We start from the raw sequence: 24,044 nt of genomic DNA, 5'->3' as shown, positions 1-24,044 counted from the left end.
CAACTAGATCGCGGCCCCTTCATAACTGTTGTTTCCTGTGAGGGTTCCGTCTTGTACAGTTTCTCAATCGCCTAGTTCCCATCTCATATCCAAGCGATCGCGAGTTGTTGAAAAACCCATCCTCTTCTCTTCCTCCCCTATTTAAAGGGATTGCTCTGTTTACTCCTGGTGGAGACCTGATTTACTGTATCGACCCGAGCAAAAAAAATCGGTGGCATCTGAATTTATGCGCGGTGCTACAAGAATGGCTGGGGCTAATCGAACCCCCCCATTTCCTAGTTCCTTGTTATACCGCCACGGTGGACCGATGGCTTGATCCCTATACCGGACAAGTGCAAACTTCCGCGATCGCCTCGGCTTCAGTCCTGCGCTATCAAGCCTTGCTGAATGCTATCTTTGAAATAGAGGACTTGACTTGGGCGATCGCCCCTTGGTCCGAAGAGTTATGTCATCCAATGGTGTTAGCCACCTATCGTCAGCAGTTTCCCCAACTCTGGGAGAATCATGAGCTGATTGTCCGCTTGGAGTCAAGCGCAGACGAGGGCAGCATTCACCCCCCGAATTTATCCCCGAAGTTGAGGTTTACTTTGTCCGAACAAACCCCGACTCAAGGATATGTGCTCCGGTTATTTGTGTCGGGTCATACAGGAGCAACGGAGAGAACCCTCAAGACCTTGCACCAGCTTTTGGAAGAGTCTTTAGGCTATCCCTATACCTTGAAAGTGATTGATGTTTCTAAACATCCAGAACAGGCAGAACAGGCTCATGTTTCCGCTACCCCTACCCTGGTTAAAATGTGGCCCTTGCCCGTGCGCCGCATTGTCGGAAATTTAGAAGATCAAGATAAAATTCTGAATCTACTGGGCTGTCTGAACTCTTAACTTGATCCGATGAAAATTAGGGGTCAGTTAGGGAAATCTTAACCCCTCATTAATCTGGGGTGACTGATTAAAAAGGGCGCACCCTGTGCGCCCCATTGTGTGGCTAATGGTTGGGTTAGCGAGAGGAAATTAGAGGGGTTGCAGGGTCTCGAATAATAAAGCGATCGCCGGTTCGAGCTTAGATGCGGCCACATCTGTTGCGGAAATGAGCAACAAATAGACACTGCGATCGCGCTGACGGACCAAAATTGTCCCCTGCATCGGCGTCTGATTATTGAAAATCCCTGTCCAAGGGACGAGCACCTCTCCCGAGGCGATCGGCTTAAACTCATCGGGACTAAATCCTTCCCCCCGCTTAAATTCCTCAATCGCCATTTCTGCCAACTCCTCATTACTCAAGGTGCGGGCAGTGGCTAGGGGTTGGACAATCACCGTATAGGCTAAATTGCCATCAGGAGACTCGATTAACGGAATCCCCGCTGAAGACCCAATTTTATAGGGTTCCAGACGTCCTCTTTCCCCTTGGGACTCTTCATTTTGAGACTCTTCATTTTCAGCCGGTAAATATTCTGCCAGCACACCCACAGTAAACCGTCCTCCGGGGTCTTTATAGGGTTCTGCGGTTAACTGGACAGGACTCGCCTCTCGTTCTTCCTCAGAGAGACTCGGAGCCGGGGTGGCAGAGGGGGAAGATTGGGGAGAGGGGGAAGATTGGGGAGATTGGGGAGATTGGGGAGATTGGGGAGATTGGGGAGATTGGGGAGATTGGGGAGATTGGGTATTTCGAGACCCTCTTTGGGCGACTTGAATTACCCTAGCCGGAGCCTCTGCTGCGCCAGCATTTAACTGCAAATTCGAGATACCAACCTGGGGGTGCAGGTGAATGGCTCGATTGTCAGCAATCATCAGAGTTAGGGCAGTTAACAGCCCCAAACCGAGCAGCCAAAGCCGGTTTCGTTTCATTTTCAGCTTCCTCGTTTTCATACTGGGAGAGATTGATCCAGGAAATAGGCGATCGCCCAGGGCGTCGGTACAGGATTGGGAAGACAAACCAGGTTTATCCAAGTAAATATGAGCTACTGAGTCCCAAAGCAAGGGCGATGAAACCCGGTTTCTTGTCCTTATTGATTTAATACTCTACCCACGCTCTAGCGGCCTAAGACAGCGGCGTTACCGATATCAAATAACCCCGCAATACATCCGCTCATTAACGTTGCCAGAGTACCTGCCCAAAGCGCTTTAAAGCCCAAAGAGGCGATTTCATTGCGACGTTCAGGGATTAACCCGGATAACCCTCCGATAAAAATGCCGTAGGAGGCAAAATGGGTAAACCCACAGAGTGCATAGCTGATGATTAACAGGGCGCGATCGCTGATTTCCCCACTCAGGGCTAACCTCCCTAGCTGTTGATAGGGGGGAATATTCGTTTCAAATAGCCGTCGCCCCAGCACGAGAGAACAACTCCACAATTCCTGCCAATCGAGGGATACCCCAGTTAAAAAGGTCAGGGGTAAGAATAACATTCCCATGAGATTGGCGAGAGGATTAGCAAAGAACTCGGTGATCAAGGAAGGCTCACCGGATGGAGAGGCTCCCAGCACTACAGTGGAGATCGTCGTAAAGACTGCATTAATCAGAGCAACCATCCCCAGAATGGCAATAATTGCCGCAGCAATCCCTACCGCCATTTTCACCCCATCCAATGCACCACCAATTAAGCTATCCATTGGGTTAGGACGTTCAGAGGATTCACCCTCTTCATCTTCAGGGATGTGACCGAGGGTTTTCGGGTCGCCAGTTTCGGGAATTAAAAGTTTAGACATCACGAAACAAGCGGGAATGGTCATGATCGAAGCGGAGACCAAGTGACCGGCAATGGAGGGAAAAGTGGGGCGCAATAAACCGGCATAGAGGGCTAAAACCGAAGAGGCGATCGAGCCAAAGCAACTGGTCAAAATCGCGCAAAGTTCGCTGCGGGTCATATCTAACAAAAAGGGTTTGATGGCGATCGCCGATTCAATCCCTAAAAAAATATTAGCCGCCCCTGCCATTGATTCAGCACCACTGATATTCATGGTTTTTTGGAAAATGATCGCAAACCACTTCACCACAGGCTGAATCAGATTCAGGCGATACAGTAGACTGACCAATCCCGAGAAGAAAATAACTTGCGGCAAGGCGCGAAAGGCCAGAACGTAAGCAAAACCGGGATTGAGGTTATCCGGACTGAGGCGATCGCCCGCCACCGCGACGAAGGGAGTGCCTACAGTTCGGGCAATCCAGCGACCCGCTGGCCCTGGACCTGCGGCAAAATTGGGTTCTGCCACCAACATCGAAGACGCTCCCCCAAACAGGAATTTGGCCCCTGCTTCTGAAGCATCTAGGACCACATTGAGCAAATTACTCAGTCCTTCAATGAGACTGCTTCCTAACCCAAACACGATTAATCCCACAACCATTTGTAGGCCAATTCCCCAAAAGATGACCTTCCAGGGAATAACACGACGATCTTCAGAACCCAGCCATGCAATAAAGCATAGACCCACGATTCCGAGTAATGAGAGTAAATTTAATATCGGGTTCATTTTTCGATTGACGTCTCCCGCACGATGAACGGTGTGGTGATCGACTGTAAGTCAACTGGACTGGTTTGACACTCCCCCATTCCAACCGTTTGGAACCAGAGGAGGTGGGGGCCTTTTGTCCACTTCTCTTGAGGGGTAGCCAACTGGGTTTGAACCTTTAAGAAAAAAGTTGGCTCAAACCTATAACCGTTGACTCTTTATATCAAATGCGAAAGTGAATTTTCATTTAGACGTCCCGGGGCAAATTCTAACGTTATGCGGGCGTTCCTGTCTAGTTGTGCCGTCAAATTTTTTTGAAAATTCTCTCTTTATCCGGATAAAAAATAAAATCCCCATTTGGGGAGGTTATTTGGGGAGTTTATTCACTTCGCCTCCCACCGAGGGTCCCTCTTTTTGAAGCAGTCTGAGCCTTGTGTTAGAGTAGTTAGTTTTTAGCAAAATTCTCATAAAACACAAAACCCCGGTGCACATAATCCAGGAAACTCCAGGGTGGTTACGGTTAGAGTATCTAATGCTACCTGTCGGATGCGATGATTATTGGTATCCGCAATATAAAGCATACCTGTAGCAATACTCAAACCCCCGGGTTCAAAAAAGCGGGTGGCGGTATTTTTACCGTCTAATAATCCAGCAGTTCCATCTCCTAAAACCGTTTTGCACTCTCCCGTTTTGGGATTAACGGTTTTAATTTTGTGGTTGTAAGTATCTGCAACCCACAGCAATCCCTCGGCATAATCAATACCGAGACAATGTTGCAAGAGGGCCTCTTCTGCGGTCCCATCGCGATCGCCAAATCCAAACAAATCTCCACTGCCGCAAAGGGTTCGCACCCGGGGTTCATCTCCTAACCCGATTCCCCGAATCGAACTAATTTCACTATCCGCCACAAACAGTTCCTCATCATTGGTAGTAATGCCGCTAGGTTGAGCAAATGCCGCCTCATCCAGTTCTCCATCAATGCCAGCTTCTGCACCGATGCCACTGTAGGTCCCCACGGTTCCATCTATCAAATCTAGCGCCCAAATTTGGTGGGACCCGGCCATTGCGATTAATAACACTTCCCCCCCAATTAGTTCTAAATCCCAGGGAGAATTTAAGGGAGTCTCTAACCCGGGACCTCCTTGGGGTTCCAAGGTGCGATTTTGTTCTCCCGTTCCGGCAAGGGTTTGCACCTGTTGCGTCGTAAAATCGATTTGCCGGATTGCATGGTTTTCCGTATCCGCCACATAGAGACATTGGGAGTTACCATCCCAAGTCATCCCTTGGGGTCCAAAAAACTGCGCTTCAGAAAAAGATCCATCGGTTAATCCAGGAGTGCCATTGCCGATGATGGATTGTACAGTGCCTTCTAGGGTGGTGACAATGATGCGATGATGTCCCGAGTCGGCAATAAATAGGCGACTGCTGGCAGTATCGGCGAGGACTTTCCCCGGAAAGGCTAAGGGAGTAATTAAGGGATTTTTTTGTTTTTCTAGGATAGGTTTGATATGAGGAATTGAGACGGAACCTTGAGCTTGCTGCTGGGCGATTAACTGGGCGATCGCCTCATCCAATTCCCCCCGTTTCCCTTCTCCAGAAACCATTCCCACTACATATCCCAAAGGGTCAATTAAAATTAAAGTCGGCCATGCGCGCACCGCATACTGTTGCCAAATTTCAAACTCCTGATCCACAATGACCGGATGTTCGATATCATACCGCAGAATCGCTTGCCGAATATTTTCTGTTTCTTTTTCGTTCTCGAATTTAGCCGAATGAACACCGATGACCGTGAGATGTTCGGGATATTTTTGCTCTAAATATTTTAAATCCGGTAAAATATGCAGACAATTAATACAGCAATAGGTCCAAAAGTCAAGGAGAACAATTCGGCCTTTTAATTGGTTTAGGGATAAAGGGCGATCGCAATTTAACCAAGGTTGATGGGAAGGAAATTCTGGCGCTCTCACCCGAGGAAGATTCATGGGATTGATTTCACGATGGGTTGACTCGATTATTTTAAATGAAAATCCCTCGTTCGTAGTAACTCCTTCAGGAGTTATCTTGATGCAACTATAGCGGTTCCCATAGTTTCTAGTCCTAGGGTGGGGGGTAGAAACCGGGTTTCTTTCCTAAATTTAGGCAATTCAACAACAAGGGTCACAGAAACCCGGTTTCTAGTCCTAGGGTATGGGGTTAGAAACCGGGTTTTTTTCCTAAAGTTAGGCAATCCAACAACAATTGTTGCAGAAACGAGGTGACATCACAGGATTGAAAATACTCCCGCTCACATTCAATCAAACTCGTCAGGCAGCGCCTCTGCTCGGGCTTTCCATGCAGCTTTCAGAGTTGCTTCCGCCTCCGCGAGAATCGCACTTGCTTCAGCATCCCGATTGGCTAACTTGAGTGCTGCACCCACGTGATTCAGTGCTTCCCCTCGATAACCATCAACGCGGATCGAGTAGGCTAATGCAGTGGCCTCAGATAACTGTCCAGAACGAGCCTGCGCTGCCACGATTTCAGAGAGCGCCTTTTCCGGCCAACTCGGATAGCGCATGGAGCGAGCAGCTTCTACGGCGTCAGAAAAACGTCCCAGTTGTGTGAGTGCCTTTGCCAGGTGGTTGAGACTATTCTCTCGGTCCACCTCATCGCCAAGAGAATAGGCGATCGCTTTGGTTTCAGTCAAAACCGCATCCGCTTCCTTGGGTCGATTGACTTGCTCCAGGGTTTTCACCACCTCAAGTAGAGAATAAACCGATAAAAACTTCAAAGAACGAGCTGCCGAGGTGGCTTCGGTGAACATCGCGCTGGCTTGATCTGGGCGATCGCAACTCTCCAATGCGACAGCCAACTCTAAAAACCCACGGACGCGCTCACTCCCCTTGGTAATCGAACGGATCACATTTGCCGCTTCCTCAAACTTTCCCGCTTGAGTCAAGGCAGTCGCCAAACTCCGCAGCGCCTTGACGCGCTCACCTTCCCCCTTTAAAGAAGCCGCAACAGAGGCAGCTTCGACAAATTCTCCCGCTTGTGCCAACGCTCCTACTAGCTCGCTCAGAACGTTTTCTTGACTGGAAGCAGGCCAAAGGGACTGGGCGATTTGAGGAATTTCGGCAAACAGCGCCTTTGCTTCATCATGACGGTTGGCGCGGTGGAATGCTGTTGCTAACTCGCACAATGCAATGGCTCGACTGGACATTTGAAGAATAGAGCGAGTCGCTGTAGTTGCCTCGGCAAAAACCGCACTCGCTTCACTGTCACGACCGGCGATCGCCAATTCTACGGCGCGATCTCTCAATTCTTGCGCTCGTCTCGTCTCTACAAAATCCATACAAGAGGCTACCTCCATGACCGATTGAGAATGCTGAAATGTCTATTTAAGCTTGATTATACATATAAAACATCAAGACTTAAGTTAAACCTAATACCAAATCTGTAGCAAATATTAATGAAATTGGTATTAGGCAATGAAACGACAATTGTCGCAGAAACCCGGTTTCTGGTCCTGGGGTAGGGGTTGAGAAACCGGGGTTTTTTCCTAAATTTAGGAAATGATAACGACAAGTGTCACAGAAACTCGGTTTTGGGTTCTATAAGTCGAGAGGAATCTGACGTTACCGAGTAGTGGCGTACCACTCTACAATTCCATCAGCCAGGGTTTTGGCTAACTTTTTCTGTTCCTGTTCATCGACAATCCACTCAAACTCAGTGGGATTAATCATAAACCCGAGTTCTAGTAAAATGGATGGAGCAACCGTGGGACGAGTTAAGGCTAAATTATTCCAGAAAACGCCATAGGAGGGTCGGTTTAATTTCTGCACTAAATAGTTATGCAAAAATACCGATAAATCATGAGCTTGGGGATGATACCAAAACATTCCGACTCCTGCTGTATTTATGGCATCGCCGAAGTCGGGTAAGGCATTATAATGGACGCTCAGGGCGAGGTGGGGTTCGTCTTGTTCGATTTGAGCAACGCGATCTTGCGGCCATAAATCTTCATCTCCTTCTCGGGTCATTAAGACTGTAGCACCGCGCTGTTGTAGCTCATCTCGCAGGAGTTTGGAGACAATCAGGGTGACGTCTTTTTCGGGATAACCTGTGGGTCCGCGCGCACCGAGGTCCTCGCTGCTGCCATGTCCTGCATCTAGGAGAATTGTCATCCCTGTTAAGGGTTGATTGCGACTGCCGCTGGCGCTGGGGGGATGACGCAGGGAGAGAATGAGGGTTGTGCCTTCATAGCGCAATTTGTATCCCCATTGATGTGAGGGTTTGAAATGAAATGTATATTGCACTTGCTCGTTACCGGAGGGTTGCCAATCCATCCGTTCAACTAAGGGATCGTCGTTGAAAGCAATGGTATCGGTTTGAGCAGTAGTGTTATGCAATGTAAGCATAAAATTGCGATCGCCCTGGGTGACGGTAACAGGTACAGCAGTTTGCAGGGGGAATAGCACTTCGGTCCAGCCCGGAACCTGCCGCGATCGCACACCCCGAATTGCCGATCGCGGGGGAATCCCTGCCGATAAAATTCGGGCTTCCTCCGCCTTAATCCAGGCCCCGTAATCTAACCGAATCCATTCGCCTTCCCGTCCTGTCACTGCGGCGCGAGTCCCCTTGGGTAACGGTGTGAGACGGGAATGATTGGTACTCGGGCCCGTGCGTGCCACTGCTGCTTCGGCAGTCACTTCAGCCACTGTAATTTGACTCGGGGAAACAATTTCAATATTACCCGCTGCCATTTGGGTTTTTGTTTGTCCATTTAGGGACAATTGATAAGTCGGTTGACCCCAATTGGCAGGATTTTGCGGTGCAGTGGTACAGCCTTCAAAATTACCCGCTTCCCGGGAAACATTCGGGTCTGTCGTTCCGGTTAATACTGCTAAATTAGAAGGCAAAGAAACCGATTCTTGATTGAGCATTAACGGAATGGTGCGATCGCCAACTTGCACAGAAACTGTCGCATTCGGGGGAGCAATTGCCCCAAAACAAATCAACTCTCCAGGCATTCTGGCAATATCAACCGTCGGCGTTAGAGAACTTTCCACAAATGCCATTCCTTCAGGAACCGGCGGCAAACTCGACTCCCGGGTAACTTTGATTTGGAGTTGTTGGGTTTGATGGGTTAAGGTAAAAATATTTTCCCCTAATTCTAAGGGAAAGCTGGGGGCAAAATGTCCAGCCGGACTGCGTTCAATTCGTTGTCCATTGACTAAAACTTCCGCATCCGGTGCAGCAGTTCCAATTAAAAAAATACGGTCAGAGGTCGTTTTATGTTCCGGGGGAGGATAAGCCACAAAAAGCTGTTGTTCAGCAGCGGCGGGAGTGGTGAGCATAATAGATGCAATGGCCGTGGATAGAAAAATGTTTCGCATGGGTGTAAGTCAAATCTAGCTCGAACTCGGCAAGCATTAGAGGGGAAATTGACCCGGGAAATTCGGACAATTTCCCCTTTAATGCTTTAAAAAGAAGGCAAGGTATCTGGACGTTCAGGGCGGGTATCTAGGGGACGGGCAACAATAATGCCAATTTGACCTTCCACCGCTTGGACGTAGGATTGTAAATCAGGAGCAACCGTCACTTGTCCACTAGGAGAAGCATGAATAAATGCCATTTTGCCATCTTTGGATTGATAAACCAATCCGGTATGGCTGACATCAAGTCCTTCGATATCCGTAGCGGCGGCGATGATGTCTCCGGGTTGCAGGCGATCGTAAAGGGTAGAAATTTGGTCTTTGGGAATATAAGTGAGAGAAACATCCTTGAGCTTGGCTTCCACTTGACGAATGCACTCGTAATTCCCATCATCGGCGAGTTGGGGATAACTTTGACGATTTTGGGTCATAAAATTCAAGGTTTTATTCAGAGGAATCCCGCCGAGGGATTGGGTAATATTTTCAACGAGTCCGCGTTTGCTATTATCATAAATCCAGTCGGAGAAATAGTGGAGACGACTACAATAATCGGTGAGTTTACCATCGCGATAGCGTTGTTCTTCAACGCGATTTTCTAACCCTTGGTAGGTGTAATCCTGTGCGGCAATTCCTCGGGCGATCGCCAGAACGGTTTCTATAAATAATACACAATCAAACCCGGCGAGAGAAACGACCAGGGTTTCATCTGGAGATTTATCTAATAAACCGGCTACGTAAGGGGCCCCGATAAATTGCCCCGCCACCCCGGAGATAATCTCACTTAGTGGGCGACGGCTCAAATTTTGGGCAGAGGCCCATTGCATGACTTCTTTAAACTTGAGGTCCTGGGGTTCAGCCTCAACAGGGTCCGGGAGTTCCACATCACCAGGGTCCTCAGCATTGGGATCAATCAGGGGTAATTCCCGAGGTTCAGAAGTCTCCTGGGCGATCGGGACCTCAGCAACCTCGGTCATGAAAGCTGAGGGGGTTTTAGGCGGTGTACCTCCGGTTACAGTCCCCCCTAGGGTCCCGAATGCCGGGAGTAACGTCAGAGACCCAAATATTGCCAGTGGTAAGAGTTTCGGTCGATTGCTAGACTTTTTCATTTGCTGTTCTATTTGCTCATACCCATCGCCAATCTTAATGATGTGCACAATCCACAGAAGGAGCAACCCCAACTGGATTCCCTCCCCAAACTTGTCCCCATCATTCCCCTGCACCCTAGCACCCAGAGTCCTAGTTTGAAGCCCGGTTGTGCCAGCGTAACATCTGCCTTGAATCTTTCAATTTTCATGATGGAGTTTAGCTCCTCACTGTAGAATAAGCTGAGCATTGCCAAGCTGACATCCTCAGAGCAAGGGTTGTTGGATGAGCGGGATAGAAAATGGGGCATTCTCTCCTCCCCCGTTAGGATTCGTGGTTTTAGGACCAGGAGCGAGGGTACTCATGCCGTAAAATGTGGCACAATGAACCCAGGATCTAGGCGCGTAAATCACAGCGTTGGGTAAATTTTATGACTAAGTTTGTGTTTGTAACGGGTGGGGTCGTTTCCAGTATCGGAAAAGGGATCGTTGCTGCGAGTCTGGGACGGTTGCTCAAGTCCCGGGATTATTCTGTCTCCATTTTGAAATTGGACCCTTATATTAACGTTGATCCCGGTACTATGAGTCCCTTTCAACATGGAGAGGTGTTTGTGACCGAAGATGGCGCTGAAACGGATTTAGACTTAGGACATTATGAACGCTTCACAGATACGTCCATGTCTTGTCTGAATAGCGTGACCCAAGGTTCTATTTATCAGGCGGTCCTGAACAAAGAACGGCGGGGGGATTATCAGGGGGGGACGGTCCAGGTGATTCCCCATATTACCAATGAAATCAAAGAACGCATCAAACGGGTGGCTAAAAATACGAATCCGGATGTGGTGATTACGGAAATTGGTGGAACTGTGGGTGATATCGAATCCCAACCCTTTTTAGAAGCGATTCGGCAGTTTCGTAAGGAAGTTGGGCGCAATAATGTCCTGTACATTCATGTCACCCTGGTGCCTTGGATTAGTGCTGCCGGAGAGATGAAGACGAAACCCACCCAGCACTCGGTGAAGGAACTTAGATCGATTGGGATCCAACCGGATATTTTAGTCTGTCGATGCGATCGCCCTCTGCCTGCGGGACTCAAGGAAAAAATGTCAGAGTTCTGTGACGTTCCGGTGCAGTGCGTGATTACCTCGCCAGATGCCAGCAGCATTTATGAAGTTCCCCTGATTTTAGAACGGGAAGGATTGGCCGAACAAGCCTTAGATTTGCTGAAACTTGACCCCCGTCAACCGGACCTCAAACAATGGCAAATTCTGGTAGAACGGTTGTATGGAAAGGGCAAACCCATTGATATTGCGATTGTTGGGAAATATGTCCGCCTCAGTGATGCGTATCTCTCTGTCATTGAAGCGATTAAACACGCAGCGATCGCCTTTGGGGCCGAGGTTAACCTGCGGTGGATCAACTCCGAAGATATCGAAGCGCATGGATCTGAAAAATTTCTCAAAAATGTCCAAGGGGTCTTGGTTCCCGGTGGGTTTGGCATTCGCGGCGTCGATGGGAAAATCGCGGCGATCCAATATGCGCGGGAACAGCAGATTCCCTTCCTCGGTTTATGTTTAGGAATGCAGTGCGCGGCGATCGAATGGGCGCGTCACGTTGCTAAATTCGCAGATGCCAACAGCGCAGAGTTCGACCCCGATACCAGCAACCCCATTATCAACCTCCTCCCTGAGCAGCAAGATGTGGTCGATTTGGGCGGCACCATGCGCTTAGGGTTATATCCCTGTCGATTAATTCGCGATACCCTCGCTGCCTCGGTTTATCAACAAGAGGTGATTTATGAACGCCATCGCCATCGCTATGAGTTCAATAATGCTTATCGCAACCTCTTTATTGAAACCGGATACGTGGTGAGTGGCACTTCCCCCGATGGACGACTGGTGGAAATTATTGAACTCCCCTCTCATCCCTTTTTCATTGCTACCCAATTTCATCCCGAGTTTCAATCTCGACCCAGTAACCCCCATCCCCTGTTTAAAGGCTTTATCCAAGCGGCATTAGGTTCCCTGTCTGATAATGCAGAATCATCGGTTTCATCCGAGATTTCTGCTGCCATCACTCCTGGGCGATCGTAACGGATAACCGGGCTGTAAATGGGATTGAATTGCCGAGTGAGGAGGTTTTGTGACGTATTGGGTCAAATTTATTTATGACAGAGAGACATACGTCGTGGATTTAGCGCGGATCGGTGCTTTTTGTCGATCGCCAAACGGAAAAATTGCCTTTTGGTTACCTCAAAGTCGCACTCCTGTTGTTATTCATCCTCAGAGTAATACCGAGGCTTATCAAACCGTGGTAAATTTCATCAACAAAACCCGACAATACTCCCTCGGCTCTCATTGGGTAAAAATTCATTACGAGCGGGAAGAATACGATATCGATTTGAATCGAATTAGTTCCTTTTGTTGCGCTCCGGGAAATGGAAAAATCTCCTTTTTCTTACCGGATAGTGGCATGAGAATTATCATCCATCCTCAAAGTAATCCCGATGATTATCAGAAGGTCGTAGACTACATTGAACAGACTACGGGTCATGATTTAACGGGATAGTAGGGTGGGCAATGCTCACCCTACAATTGCTACAATGGCTCGTTAAATGACACCTTAAACGGGCTATTTTCTACAAGCTATCTTCGATAGTTTGCCATGCTAATTTAGCTGCACCAACCATACCGGCTTTATTGCCTAATTCAGCGACTAAAACTTGCAAATTGGGACGACAAACCGGCAGAACCCGGCGTTCAATTTCTGCGATCGCTGCTGGAATAAAAAATTCCGCACTCGCACTAATTCCACCGCCAATAATAATCGCCTCTGGGGTGAGTACATACATTAAACTGGCTAATCCAGCCCCCAGGTGATGTCCATACCCTTCCCAAAACTCCAACGCCTGCCGGTTGCCCGATCGCGCCGCATGACCTATTTCTTCTGGGGTGGTCCGAGTCGCCCGTTGAATCGCTTGCACCGAAGCATACTGCTCTAACGAGCCTTTATTCCCGCTATTACAGTCAGGACCATACAAATTAATCGTAATCAATCCTAACTCCCCTGCTGCCCCGGTATGGCCCGTAAACAACTTACCATCGAGGATAATTGCACCGCCAACCCCAGTCCCCAGGGTGAGCAAAATCAGATTGCGAAAATGACGCCCGGACCCTAACCAAGCTTCTCCCAATCCTGCACAGTTGGCATCATTGGCGAGAATCACAGGTTTGCCGGTTTTTTGGGATAACCATGAACCCAGGGGGACATCCTGCCAACCATCCAAATTAATCGCAACTTTGGCAATTTTACCCGTGGCATCCACCGGACCCGGTGTCCCCACCCCGATTGCCCGACATTGATTGTCCGGGTCCACTTGAGCGATCGCCTCCACGATCACTTGTAATACAGCCTCTGGAGTCGCCGGTTTTGGGGTATCTACAGACCAAGATTCCTTACAGGTTCCATCAGCTTCAAATCGTCCTAATTTAATCGCCGTCCCGCCTAAATCAATTCCTATAACAAAGGGGGTATTGTCATTTGTCATTTGTTATTTGTCCTTAATCATTTGTCCTGGGTCATTTGGGGTTGGTTTTTTGTCATTTGTCATGGGTTGTTGGTCGTTGGTCGTTGGTCATTTATCTAAACGACAAATGACAAATGACAAATGACCTTTCTCGGGCTATTCCTTCCGCATTTTGGGATTAACAAATTCGTTTAATCCTTCTCCCAAGAGGGACAATCCCACTACCATTAAGGTCATGGTACAGCCGGGGAAAAAGGCAGTCCACCAAATGCCGGTGGGTAAGGCATCGAGGGCTTGACGGAGGTCATTTCCCCATTCTGGAACTTGTTCGGGAAGTCCTAATCCCAGGAAGCCTAATCCTCCCAGGATTAAGATGGCATCAGCGGCATTGAGGGTAAAGAGGACTGGGACGCTTTGAATCACGTTTAAAAACAGGTAGCGGGAGAGGACGCGCCAGGTGGAGGCCCCCATTGCCTGGGCGGCTTCGATAAAGAGTTCGGTTTTGACGCTGACGGTGTGATTGCGGACGACGCGGTAATACTGGGGAACGTAGGCAATACTCAGGGCGATCGCGGCGTTAAAAATGCCTCTGCCGACGACAAAGGCTAAGGTAATCGAGAGCAACAATCCAGGCAAGGTGTAGATCGTATCCATCAAGAATAAGAGGGTCCGGTCTAATTTGCCGCCTAAATAGCCACTGACTAACCCCAGGGGAACCCCGATCGCCATACTCAAGGCGGTGGCTAAAATCACCACTTGCCATGCGACGCGAGAGCCCATTAAGGTCCGGCTGAACACATCATATCCGAGGCGATTAGTACCAAACCAATGGTCCCAGGAGGGGGCGTCATGGATGGGATGACTGAGAAATTCCGTAGGGTCCGTTATCCATCCCCAGGAGATCAACAAGGGAGATAACAAGGCAATTAACACGAACATCACGGTAATCCCTAATCCCACTCCCATCATTTTCATGGATAAGTTGGGACCGTGGGACGATCGCATGAATCGAGGCAGTCGAAGTTTCTGGGTAGTCATGAAAGGGAGTGGATGGGTAAGGGATGGGCTATTTTATAACAACCCGCACCCTGTTTGCGTAGCGTTCCGTAAGGAAAGGGTGGGGAGGAAAGCGGACGTAGACGCGCTAGCGGCTTCGGTGAAGGGTAGCCTGCCTACGCAGGCTACAAGAGAAAACCGACGTTTTTTGGCTGTAACCCGCACCCTAAAGGGTGGGGCTATACGGACGAAGCCTGCCTACGCAGGCTAAAAGAGAAAACCGACGTTTCAGACTCAGATTTGGTAGACTCCTAAATCCGATTGTCAAAAACCTACTTAACTTGACGATAAACAGCCCGCGCAGGCGGGCTTTGTCCGTATAGCCTCCGGGCTTCAGCCTGCGGGGCAGGTGGGTCTGAACAGCCCGCGCAGGCGGGCTTTGTCCGTAGAGCCAGACCCTTTCCTTACGGAACGCTACGCGAACAGGGTGCGGGGCAGGTGGGTCTGAACAGCCCGCGCAGGCGGGCTTTGTCCGTATAGCCCCACCCTTCAGGGTGCGGGTGTTTGGTTGGTTAAAACTCAAACCGCTGGCGATCGCTGGACCAGCGCTGCAAGTTATACCCATTGCTGCCTTCTACCACTAAGACGGGGAGTCCGCCAATGGGTAGATCGGCAATGCCTGCGATCGCTTGGCTGTCTGCGGTGGAGAGTTCACTATAAATGAGCGCCCCCTGGTCATCAAAAATTAAAGTGCGGGTCCGGTAGGCGGCATGGGAGAATCCAGGGGATGGCACTAAGGCATCACTCCGCAAGGTGATCACGGCTTCGGACAAGTTGTTGCCGGTGAGGTCCGTGGATTGGACGAACCATCCGCCCAGTTGAGTGAGCATTTGTTCCGTGGAGGGAACTGCGCCCTGGGGGACCTGTCCGGTAGTTTGCAACTCCTGCCACAAGGAAGGCAGTAGGATCTCAACCCATTCCGGATCATCCCAGTGCAATTGTTTGAGGGTTTGGGGTGCGGGCGATCGCCATTGTAAGGCACCCGCTGTCAAACTCAAGGGTTTGGACACTCCTGAGCCAATTTCTGGTGTAGGAATCGCATCACTGGTGGTCAGCAGGAGTAAGTCCCCCCCAACTAAGCGCAATCCCTTGACGGTCCCCAGGGTGGTTTTTTGCTCCCCATTCGGCATCCAAACGCCGATTTGAATCTGGGGGTCGTTGTGCAATCCCAACTCTTTCCACAGATGATTGGACAGGGCGGATTTGGGCAGATTAATATCTTTGAAGGGTGCCTGTCGCCAGCTACGGGAGTCGTTAAACCCACTCACCTGAACTTGATACCAGACTTGTCCGGATTGCAGTTCTAAGGGGGGACTGCCTTGGGGGCGAAGCCAGTCCTGGGGATTGACTTGGGAGAGCATGGAGGCGGTCCCGATGATTTGGCTTTTATGGGTTTTGAGTTTTTCGGCGTAGGTACTGGCATTGGCGCGGGCATCGAGCAAATTATAAATGCGATCGCGCAGTTGGGCTGTATTTTGCGCTTGTTCTTCCAACCAGGCAACGGCTTCGCTGTCATTGTAGCGGGCGGCTAAGACCAATGCTCCCCAGGCTTTGGCATCCGCTTGGGCAGGATTCACTTTAACTGCGGTTTCGATGCGATTCCACAAGGCAAATTTTTCATCGGTGAGCAAGCTGCCCATTTCATCCCCGAGTTTAAGCTGCAACTCATACACCTCTAGGGCTTTTTTCCAGTTGCCATCGATCAAGGCGGTGAGGATTTGCTGGGGGGGTTCCATCCCGGTGGCGTTGGCTTGGGTTTGGGTGATTTGGGCATGATACCGGATCACATCCAGTTGGGCTTGGGCGGCTGGGGGCCAGCTTGAACTGGAACTGTCTTGTTTGAGGGAGGCCATTAATTCCCAGGCGGCAGACCATAACTGACTTCTGGCCAGCAGAAGGGCATCTCGGTAGGCCCGGGAAGTGAGGATGGGTTCGACGAGGGAGATTTCTTCTAGACCGATGGGGTTGAGGAAGAATTGGATGGGTTTGATTTGATAGATTTGGAACTGGGGTTCCATGCCGATGCTGCGATCGATTACCAGTTCGGGGTCGCCGCCTCCGCTGATTTCCTGCCATTGGGGGAGATGCCCTTCGGGACTCACCCAGTCGGTCATTTCGCTTAGGTGAAAGGTTTCAGGGTTGTAGTGAATGATTTTGCCGTAGGCGATTTGGCGGTTGCCGAAGGTGCGATCGCTGTGTAAATTAAACCAATTTCCCGGTTCTGGGGCATTTTCAAAGGGGTCTAATCGGGTCAGGGGTTGAGGGCCAAGGCTCAGGGCGGCGGCTTCGCTGTCCGTTAAGGTGGGAACGAGGGCGGATGGGTCGGGTCCGGTGACTTCTAGCTTGTTGAGGAGTTGATAGTAAGGCTGGGGGTCACTGGGATTGTTTGGATTGAAGACGGGACGATAAACCCGGAGTTCGGCTAAGGCTTGACAAGGGGTGGCGTTGGCTTTTGGAGTCCCCGAACAGGGGATCTCTGTCATCACCGGCATTAGGAGTTGCTGTTGGGCTTTGGTGGGGGTGGGGTTTAAGGTCTGGGGTTCGGAATCCAGGGAGAGGGTGGATGCGGGAATCAGTCCCGCTTCTCGAATCTGGTCAGTGATTGCCTGGAGGGTTTGGGGGGCTTCTTTGTTGGCGATCGGGACTTGAGAGGCGGCAGGTAACCAGGATTGTACCCAGTTGATGGAGGCGGGATCAACAATTAGGCGAACGCTCAACCAGGCGCCGCAAAAGAATAATGTGGTACTGCCGGTGATGGCGGCCATCGCACTTAATCCATTACCCGGGGTGCGTTCCAGGGGGCGATCGCCCTTCCGCGATCGGGAGACTTTGGCCGTTTTGCTTGGCGGCGACAGCCGATCGCCGCTATCGGGTCGCGTTCGCGATTTCGCAGCAGGCGACTTCGGCACTGGGTGCGGGAGTGGCCGGTTTGCTGTGGCCGGACTCAAAGGTGCTCGCTTGCGAATAGGGTTGTTCATCCGAGGTTTCAACGGTAAAGGGGATATGTTTCTATCCGGGGGGATAGACCCAAGTATGAATGAAAAAGAAAATTGAAAGTGATGCCATCCTATCAGGATTTGCTGGTGGATAACTCCCTTAACAAGGTTTCATAGCGATCGCCCGCCACTTCCCAGGTATAATCCTGTTCCACGAACCGTCGGGCATTCACGGATAATTGGTCTCGCAGACGTCGGTCCTCGAATAATCGTCCGATCGCCGCCACATATTCGTTGACTTCATTGGCCCGTAATGCCCGTAAGGGGACATTGGGTCCCTCCACGGTTAAGCCTTCTAATCCGCGATCGCTGGCCAAGACTGGGGTTCCTGCGGCCATTGCCTCTAGGGTTTTATTTTTAATTCCATATCCGGTTCGCATGGGAATCACGCAGACGGTGGCTTGGTGCAAATATTCGGCGATCGAAGGGACCTGACCTGTAACGGTTACTCCGGGCTGGTTTGCCAGTTCCTGGACTTCGGGTACGGGTCGGGACCCCACGAGGGCCAGGGTGGCATCGGGATACCGCAGGCGGACTAAGGGAAAGACTTCTAAGGCTAAAAATCTGGCTGCATCAATATTGGGTAAATTATCCATTGCCCCACTAAAAACCAGTTGATGCCGCCCCGGATCGAACTGTCTGAGGGGAAATCGCGTTAAATCAACGCCATTGGCGATCGCCGCAATTTTGGCCCGGGGTTTTAAGTCGAGGATTTGCTTTTGGTCCTCTTCGGTGGTGACCACAATCCCGGAGAATTTAGAGCAGTAACGCTGTTCATACCTCTGCAAAAGGGGCAGTTGCAGGCGATCGCGCAGGGGTTTTTCTGAGGTGTTGGTTTCCAGCAGTTGCCGACAGGTTCCATACAAGGAACTATGGATATTAACCACTGTGGCAATTTTGGACTCCCATTCCGGACGAACATAAATCTCGTTAACGCTATGTTCACAGGTGATCACCAAATCGCCAGCTTCACCCTTGGCGATCGCTGACTCCACATAGCGATCAACCCAATTTTGCATTTTTAGAGAGTAACTCGATAGGACATTTGGCGGGGTCCCCTCTCGTAGAAAATTCGCGAAGCGCTTCACTTTGGAAAAGGCCCCATCCATGCTACTAAAGGCGGGACGGGCAAAAATCGCCACATCTTGGACGCATCCGCGCAACCCTTCGACTTCTTCCTCCGTAACATCGGGCGATCGCTGGGTAACTAAAATCACATGATGACGCTGGGTTAGATACTTCATTAAATGAAACGTCCTCACCTGAGTCCCTCCCCGGGTGGGTGGATAGGGAAAGGTGGAAGAAAGCATTAAAATTTTCATACCAGGATGAATCACTCAGCTAGACTACTCATATAATAAAAGAGTATCCTCAAGATCCTTCAAAATCTCCCTCAAGTTTCAGGGGGTTATCACTGGAAGTGATTACTTGTCTATAGGACATGGAGTAAACTTGATGAATTCCCACGGTATTTATACCCTAGCTAATGATGTGGTTTATGACCAAGTAATAGCTTTAATCAACAGTATTGAGGTAAATATTGGTACAGATATTCCCATTTGTATTATTCCTTACGATGATCGTCTCACTCGCCTTAAACAGGAAATAGCCACCCGAGATAATGTTTCCCTTTACGATAACCATGAGTCCATCCAGCGCTGGGAAAACTTTGCCCGTGAGGTCTGGTCAGCTCATCCTTTAGCTCAACAAAAACGCTTTGCGGCTTTGGCGGCTATGCGCGTGCGATTTCAAAGACGCTATGCAGCATTTGATGGACCGTTTGATAAATTTGTGGTCTATGATGCCGACTGTTTAGCGATGCATTCCCTGGATCGGGTCTTTGCTAAACTGGATACTTACGATTTTGTGTTTGATGATTGGGAACATAAGAAGCCGATAGAAGTGGCAGCTTTGGATTTGAAAGCTGTTGAAAAATCAGGGATTTTTCCAATTGAAGAGTTACGGCCTAAGCTCCATTGTAGTAGCTTTTGGGGTTCCAAACGGGGCTTTTTTAACGCGGAAGAACTGGCTTATATTCAAGACAGACTGATCAACCAAAACGAAGTCACCTGGCTTCGAGGAATCAGTGAAGCCTTTCTCTTTTCTTATATGACTCTATGGGGCGATCGCTCTTTATTTAACTTTACCCTCAGCCCCAACCCTCAAGACCGAACTGGCAACTGTGCCGATGCCGATAAGTTTATTGAACAAGACAAGGTATTGTACAACCAAGAAGGCTTAAAACCGATTCATCGAATTCACTACATGAACTATCCCTCCATAGATTTTACTCGGTTATGTCAGGGCGAAGATGTCAATCTCTATCACCAAGACCTGTTTTTATACTATCGCTTTCTTAAACAACCGGATCAGAAGCCCTCGGAGTTAAAAAAGCCCAGTTTAGGGGTGAAAACGAATCGGTTTATTCAAAAAACGATTACTAAAATTAAAAAGAAGTTAGTTAATTAAATTTAGATGCCAAAAGTTAGCGTCTGCATTCCCACCTATAACCGCGTTGAACTGTTGCCGGTGGCAGTTGAAAGTGTCTTGAGCCAAACTTACACCGACTTTGAGTTAATCGTCTGTGATGATGGTTCCACGGATGAAACTCCCAAATTGATGGACAAATTAAGCGATCGCCGGGTTCGCTACCTGCGCCATCCCCAGAATATCGGCAAAAGCAACAATATGCGATCGGGATTTGAAGCCGCAACCGGGGATTATTTTATTAAATTCGACGATGACGATCGCCTAACCCCTGAGTTTCTGTCTCAGACTATAGCAATTTTGGACCAAGATTCTACCTTAGATTTTGTGGGAACCGATCATTGGATTATTGACATCCACAACCAGCGACAGGAAACCCAAACGGAACAGAACTCTCAGCGATGGGGACGTGGGGAATTATCAGCAGGTCCCGTGGAGAATTTGCTAGAAGTCGTCTTTGTTAAGCAAAGTTTCCAAATTGGTGCGACTTTATTTCGGCGATCGGCATTATTAGATGTCGGCTATATGCGTCCTAATCTGCAAAATTGTGAAGATAATGATTTGTTTGTGCGTCTAGCCTTATCCGGAAAAAGGGGATATTATCTCCCCGAATTATTAATGGAATATCGGGTCCATGAGGGACAGCAAGGACTGAATCGTGCTATTCCTTATTTAGGGGATAAAATTCAATATTTGGAAACCTATCAGTTTGACTCCCCAGAATTAGAATCGATTCGGCAGTCGCGGTTAAGAGAAAGTCAGTTACTGTTAGGATTGCGCTTAGTCGAAACTGGCGACACTGAAAAAGGTCGTCACTTACTCCGCCAAGGAAAATCATTCGCTCCCGCCAAGGCTTATCTCGGCTTAACACTCTCCGCATTACCCCTGGGGTTGAGAGGACTAGCGTTTAAGACCCTGCGACAAATGAAATAAAAAAACAAGCTAAAATTTACGCGGTAAATCCCCCATCAATTACTAATTCTGCTCCCGTTACAAATTGCGATTCATCCGATGCTAAATACAGAATTGCTAGAGCAATTTCTTCGGGGTGCGCGAACCGTTTTAAAGGGGTATCTTGGGCTAACTTCTCCCATAATTCTGCTTCTCCTCCAGCTTGGGATTTAAAGGTTTCCCACCCTTCCATCCTCGACCACATGGGTGTCATGACGCCACCGGGTAGCACTGTATTCACCCGAATCCGGGGTTCAGTTTGAGCAGCTTCTAGGGCGGCACATTTGGAAAATAAGCGCACACCTGCTTTACTGGTAGCATAAGCTGAAGCCCCTGGGGTGGCTTTCAGTCCGGAGGCGGAGGAAACGTTAATAATGCTGCCGCCCTTACCTTGCTTCATGCCGATTATCCCATATTTTGTCCCCAAAAATACGCCATCTAAATTTACGGATATCACTTGCCGCCATTGGGCTAAGTTCATGTCAGTAATAGACTGGGCGAGGGAGATGCCAGCATTATTGACTAAAACATCTAATTGACTCCATTGGGCTACTATTAAATCTAATCCTTGTTGCCATTGATTTTCATCGGTAACATCCAGTTGAAAGGACAGGGCTAGATATCCCTTTTCCCGAATTTCTTGTGCTGTTTTTGCCGCTTTTTCTCCATCGATATCAGTAACTGCCACCTTTGCACCTTCTTGTGCCAAGGCGATCGCTGTTGCCCGTCCAATTCCTGAACCCCCACCCGTAACCCAAGCCACTTTTCCCGCAACTCTACTTTTGGTCATTTGTTGTTTGTCATTTGTTGTTTGTCATTTGTCATTTGTTGTTTGTGAACTGATGAAGCAGGGGAGGGAAACGACAGCAAGTCGTTACTACCAACATCTCCCCTATCTCCCCCACCTCCCCTATCTCCCCTATCTCCCCTATCTCCCCCACCTCCCCTATCTCCCCTATCTCCCCCACCTCCCCTATCTCCCCCACCTCCCCTATCTCCCCTCACCCTTTCCCCTTCCCTTCGGGCAACATGGGACGATTTTGATAGGGCATGGGAATATACTGAACTGTGGGACGGGCTACTTTTGCTTGGGGATATAAATCCATTAAATCATAGATAGAATTAGGTAAACCAACGGTTATGGGTAAACCCATTTCTGTTGCTTCTTCTACGGTAATGGGATAATCATGTGTCACTTGACCTGTGGTTAGTTTTTCAATGATGGTATCAATATCTTGGGGGTTGATTTTTTGGACTGGAATATTGTCTTCTAGGAGGGTGCGAACAAACCGCTGGACTTGGGCGATCGCCTTGCGGGCAATATCGGCCATAATCAGGGTTTGGTCGTCAATTTCAGAAATGGGTTTTTCTTCTAAAACTTTGAGAATACTGGCCGCTGGAGAGGTTCCTAACTGCGGGTCAACGGGACCGAGGACGGCATTTTCATCCATGATAATTTCATCGGATGCTAGGGCCAGCATGGTTCCTCCACTCATGGCATAATGAGGAACAAATACGCTCACTTTTCCCTGATGACGAATTAAGGCCCTAGCAATTTGTTCGGTGGCTAAAACGAGTCCGCCTGGGGTATGTAATATCAAATCAATGGGAACATTAGGGGGAGTCAGGCGAATCGCCCTGAGAATTTGTTCGGAGTCTTCAATACTGATATAGCGAGACAAAGGAATCCCTAATAAACTAATGGATTCTTGCCGGTGAATTAGGAGAATGACACGGCTATTTCGTTGCCGTTCAAATTCAGATATGGCTTGATAGCGACGGGTTTCAATTTGACGTTTTTGCCATAAGGGTTGCAAGGAGGCGAGTAAGAAAAAAACCCAAATAAAATCCAGGAAATTAAAGTCCATATTCATGAAGGAAACCCTTAAAACAATCTGCTATTACTGGTATTTTAGTGTAAATGCTGAAAAATTGGACACGAGGGGGCGATCGCCGACTTCGGGTCTGGTTTGAAATTATAGCCGGTTTCGATGGGATGATTGAAGGGGTAAGGGTTCCAGTCGGCCATTTCCCCCGGGAGGCGATCGCCAAGGCCATTCTCGGAGTTCTCTGGGTCTCCCTGCAATTTAAACTGGTATTAGACGTTTTGTCGTTTATTGTCGTTGCCAATCCAGTTAGGGGGAGCACATGGAAGTGCAGGAGCTCAAGTTTCTGCTAGATTTACTAGGGTTTCCCGATTATCGGGCAGCCATCACCCAGATTAAACCGAATCCGAAAACCAAGGCGGCGGAACGCGATGGCATCTGTCGTACACTCGCCGATCGCGAGTTAGTTGGATATGCTGAGGAGATTTTGACCTTTTCGATTTCTCCGGCAGGAAAGTCGCTGCTACAACTCGATCCCACCCGATTGCCGATCGCTGAGGCGTCCGTGACCATCCTCACGGCTTGTGCTGAGTCTACCATCACTCCGGCACAAACAAACCTAGAGGCGGCAAACCGGCAATCTGTTATTCAAGGGTTAGCAGAAAAGGGGTTAATTAAGGCGGAAAAAAGCCAAATTACTGAGGTCTGGTTGACAGCCCGAGGGCAGGAATATCTCCGGGAAGAGTACAATCCCAGTGGAACGTTACCTGTCGTTAGTTTGGATATGCTAACGAATTATTTGCGCTTCTTGCGGAAATCGTTGCGATCGCCAGAAGACTCTCTTCCCCCCCATTCATCTCCCGCCACAATCACTCCCCCATCATCGGAGGTTATTGTACCTAAACCCTTATCCGATGATGAGATTGTGCAGTTAATTCAGCAGTTAGATCGGGAATTAGCAACGGATAACTATTTGCCGATTTTTCATTTACGCCAAAAGTTACAACCCCCTTTCTCCCGGGAAGAGTTGGATCGCACTCTTTATCGCTTACAACGTAATGATCGCATTGAGTTAAGTTCTTTACAAGAGGCCATTTCTTACAGTCCGGACCAAATCGAGTTGGGGATTCCCCAAGATATCGGCGGCCCTTTGTTTTTTATTATTGTAACTCAATAAATTAAAAATAGGTCATCATCAATAACAAAAGACACCCCACCCCCTAATGTCCAAGGACCAATGACCAATGACAACACCCCCTAA

19 protein-coding genes are annotated in these 24,044 nt (G+C 49.0%); 6 read left to right on the top strand and 13 right to left on the bottom strand.

The window, feature by feature from the left end; all coding sequences use genetic code 11:
- Positions 1–107 precede the first annotated feature (107 nt).
- Positions 108–881, top strand: a complete 774-nt coding sequence (locus tag NG792_RS17595) for a circadian clock KaiB family protein (RefSeq protein ID WP_261236234.1) — start codon at positions 108–110, stop codon at positions 879–881.
- Positions 882–1,010: 129 nt separating this feature from the next.
- On the opposite strand, the gene NG792_RS17590 is transcribed toward NG792_RS17595, so the two are convergent.
- From NG792_RS17590 to NG792_RS17565, 6 genes are all read right to left on the bottom strand, one after another.
- A complete protein-coding gene (locus NG792_RS17590; RefSeq protein ID WP_261236233.1) occupies positions 1,011–1,844 on the bottom strand; it encodes a hypothetical protein in 834 nt (277 codons plus the stop codon).
- 185 nt (positions 1,845–2,029) lie between these two features.
- The gene (locus NG792_RS17585) at positions 2,030–3,466 is read right to left on the bottom strand and encodes a NupC/NupG family nucleoside CNT transporter (protein ID WP_261236232.1); all 1,437 of its coding nucleotides are present in this window, start codon (positions 3,464–3,466) and stop codon (positions 2,030–2,032) included.
- A gap of 443 nt (positions 3,467–3,909) precedes the next feature.
- Positions 3,910–5,430: a thioredoxin-like domain-containing protein gene (locus NG792_RS17580; RefSeq protein WP_261236231.1), complete on the bottom strand. Its 1,521-nt coding sequence runs from the start codon at positions 5,428–5,430 to the stop codon at positions 3,910–3,912.
- A 308-nt stretch (positions 5,431–5,738) separates the two neighbouring features.
- The gene (locus NG792_RS17575; RefSeq protein WP_261236230.1) at positions 5,739–6,776 is read right to left on the bottom strand and encodes a tetratricopeptide repeat protein; all 1,038 of its coding nucleotides are present in this window, start codon (positions 6,774–6,776) and stop codon (positions 5,739–5,741) included.
- Positions 6,777–7,059: 283 nt separating this feature from the next.
- The gene (locus NG792_RS17570; RefSeq protein ID WP_261236229.1) at positions 7,060–8,820 is read right to left on the bottom strand and encodes an N-acetylmuramoyl-L-alanine amidase; all 1,761 of its coding nucleotides are present in this window, start codon (positions 8,818–8,820) and stop codon (positions 7,060–7,062) included.
- Positions 8,821–8,906: 86 nt separating this feature from the next.
- Positions 8,907–10,013, bottom strand: coding sequence for a DUF1460 domain-containing protein (locus NG792_RS17565; RefSeq protein ID WP_261236228.1), 1,107 nt, complete (start codon positions 10,011–10,013; stop codon positions 8,907–8,909).
- A gap of 359 nt (positions 10,014–10,372) precedes the next feature.
- Here NG792_RS17565 and pyrG point away from each other — a divergent pair, with 359 nt between their 5' ends.
- Positions 10,373–12,034, top strand: a complete 1,662-nt coding sequence (pyrG, locus tag NG792_RS17560; protein ID WP_261197201.1) for a CTP synthase — start codon at positions 10,373–10,375, stop codon at positions 12,032–12,034.
- A gap of 49 nt (positions 12,035–12,083) precedes the next feature.
- Positions 12,084–12,509: a hypothetical protein gene (locus tag NG792_RS17555; RefSeq protein ID WP_261197200.1), complete on the top strand. Its 426-nt coding sequence runs from the start codon at positions 12,084–12,086 to the stop codon at positions 12,507–12,509.
- Positions 12,510–12,579: 70 nt separating this feature from the next.
- Here the strand turns inward: NG792_RS17555 and NG792_RS17550 are convergent, their stop codons facing one another.
- From NG792_RS17550 to NG792_RS17535, 4 genes are all read right to left on the bottom strand, one after another.
- The gene (locus NG792_RS17550) at positions 12,580–13,488 is read right to left on the bottom strand and encodes an ROK family protein (RefSeq protein ID WP_261236227.1); all 909 of its coding nucleotides are present in this window, start codon (positions 13,486–13,488) and stop codon (positions 12,580–12,582) included.
- 135 nt (positions 13,489–13,623) lie between these two features.
- Positions 13,624–14,505, bottom strand: a complete 882-nt coding sequence (locus NG792_RS17545; protein ID WP_261197198.1) for an ABC transporter permease — start codon at positions 14,503–14,505, stop codon at positions 13,624–13,626.
- Positions 14,506–15,035: 530 nt separating this feature from the next.
- Positions 15,036–17,501, bottom strand: coding sequence for a tetratricopeptide repeat protein (locus NG792_RS17540; RefSeq protein ID WP_261236226.1), 2,466 nt, complete (start codon positions 17,499–17,501; stop codon positions 15,036–15,038).
- Between the two features lie 92 nt (positions 17,502–17,593).
- Positions 17,594–18,841: a glycosyltransferase family 4 protein gene (locus NG792_RS17535; RefSeq protein WP_261236225.1), complete on the bottom strand. Its 1,248-nt coding sequence runs from the start codon at positions 18,839–18,841 to the stop codon at positions 17,594–17,596.
- A 133-nt stretch (positions 18,842–18,974) separates the two neighbouring features.
- Between NG792_RS17535 and NG792_RS17530 the strand changes: the two genes are divergently transcribed.
- Entirely contained in the window at positions 18,975–19,988 is a 1,014-nt protein-coding gene (locus NG792_RS17530) for an Npun_R2821/Npun_R2822 family protein (RefSeq protein WP_261236224.1), read from the top strand.
- Positions 19,989–19,994: 6 nt separating this feature from the next.
- Positions 19,995–20,939 carry a glycosyltransferase family 2 protein gene (locus NG792_RS17525; RefSeq protein ID WP_261236223.1) on the top strand — a complete coding sequence of 315 codons (945 nt, stop codon included), beginning with the start codon at positions 19,995–19,997 and terminating at the stop codon, positions 20,937–20,939.
- A gap of 16 nt (positions 20,940–20,955) precedes the next feature.
- Here the strand turns inward: NG792_RS17525 and NG792_RS17520 are convergent, their stop codons facing one another.
- The 3 genes from NG792_RS17520 to NG792_RS17510 form a co-directional block, all read right to left on the bottom strand.
- Positions 20,956–21,747 (bottom strand): SDR family NAD(P)-dependent oxidoreductase, encoded by a 792-nt coding sequence (locus NG792_RS17520; RefSeq protein WP_261236222.1) that lies wholly within the window; start codon positions 21,745–21,747, stop codon positions 20,956–20,958.
- 211 nt (positions 21,748–21,958) lie between these two features.
- A complete protein-coding gene (locus tag NG792_RS17515; RefSeq protein WP_317619163.1) occupies positions 21,959–22,831 on the bottom strand; it encodes an SDH family Clp fold serine proteinase in 873 nt (290 codons plus the stop codon).
- Positions 22,832–22,869: 38 nt separating this feature from the next.
- The gene (locus NG792_RS17510; protein WP_261236221.1) at positions 22,870–23,043 is read right to left on the bottom strand and encodes a hypothetical protein; all 174 of its coding nucleotides are present in this window, start codon (positions 23,041–23,043) and stop codon (positions 22,870–22,872) included.
- A gap of 62 nt (positions 23,044–23,105) precedes the next feature.
- On the opposite strand from NG792_RS17510, the gene NG792_RS17505 reads away from it, so the two are divergent.
- Positions 23,106–23,960, top strand: a complete 855-nt coding sequence (locus tag NG792_RS17505) for a hypothetical protein (protein ID WP_261236220.1) — start codon at positions 23,106–23,108, stop codon at positions 23,958–23,960.
- Positions 23,961–24,044: the final 84 nt, after the last annotated feature.

It is taken from the genome of Laspinema olomoucense D3b, from assembly GCF_025370785.1.
Lineage (GTDB): Bacteria > Cyanobacteriota > Cyanobacteriia > Cyanobacteriales > Laspinemataceae > Laspinema > Laspinema olomoucense.
The sequence above is the reverse complement of the archived record's forward strand: the minus strand, read 5'-3'. Positions and strand labels throughout refer to the sequence as shown.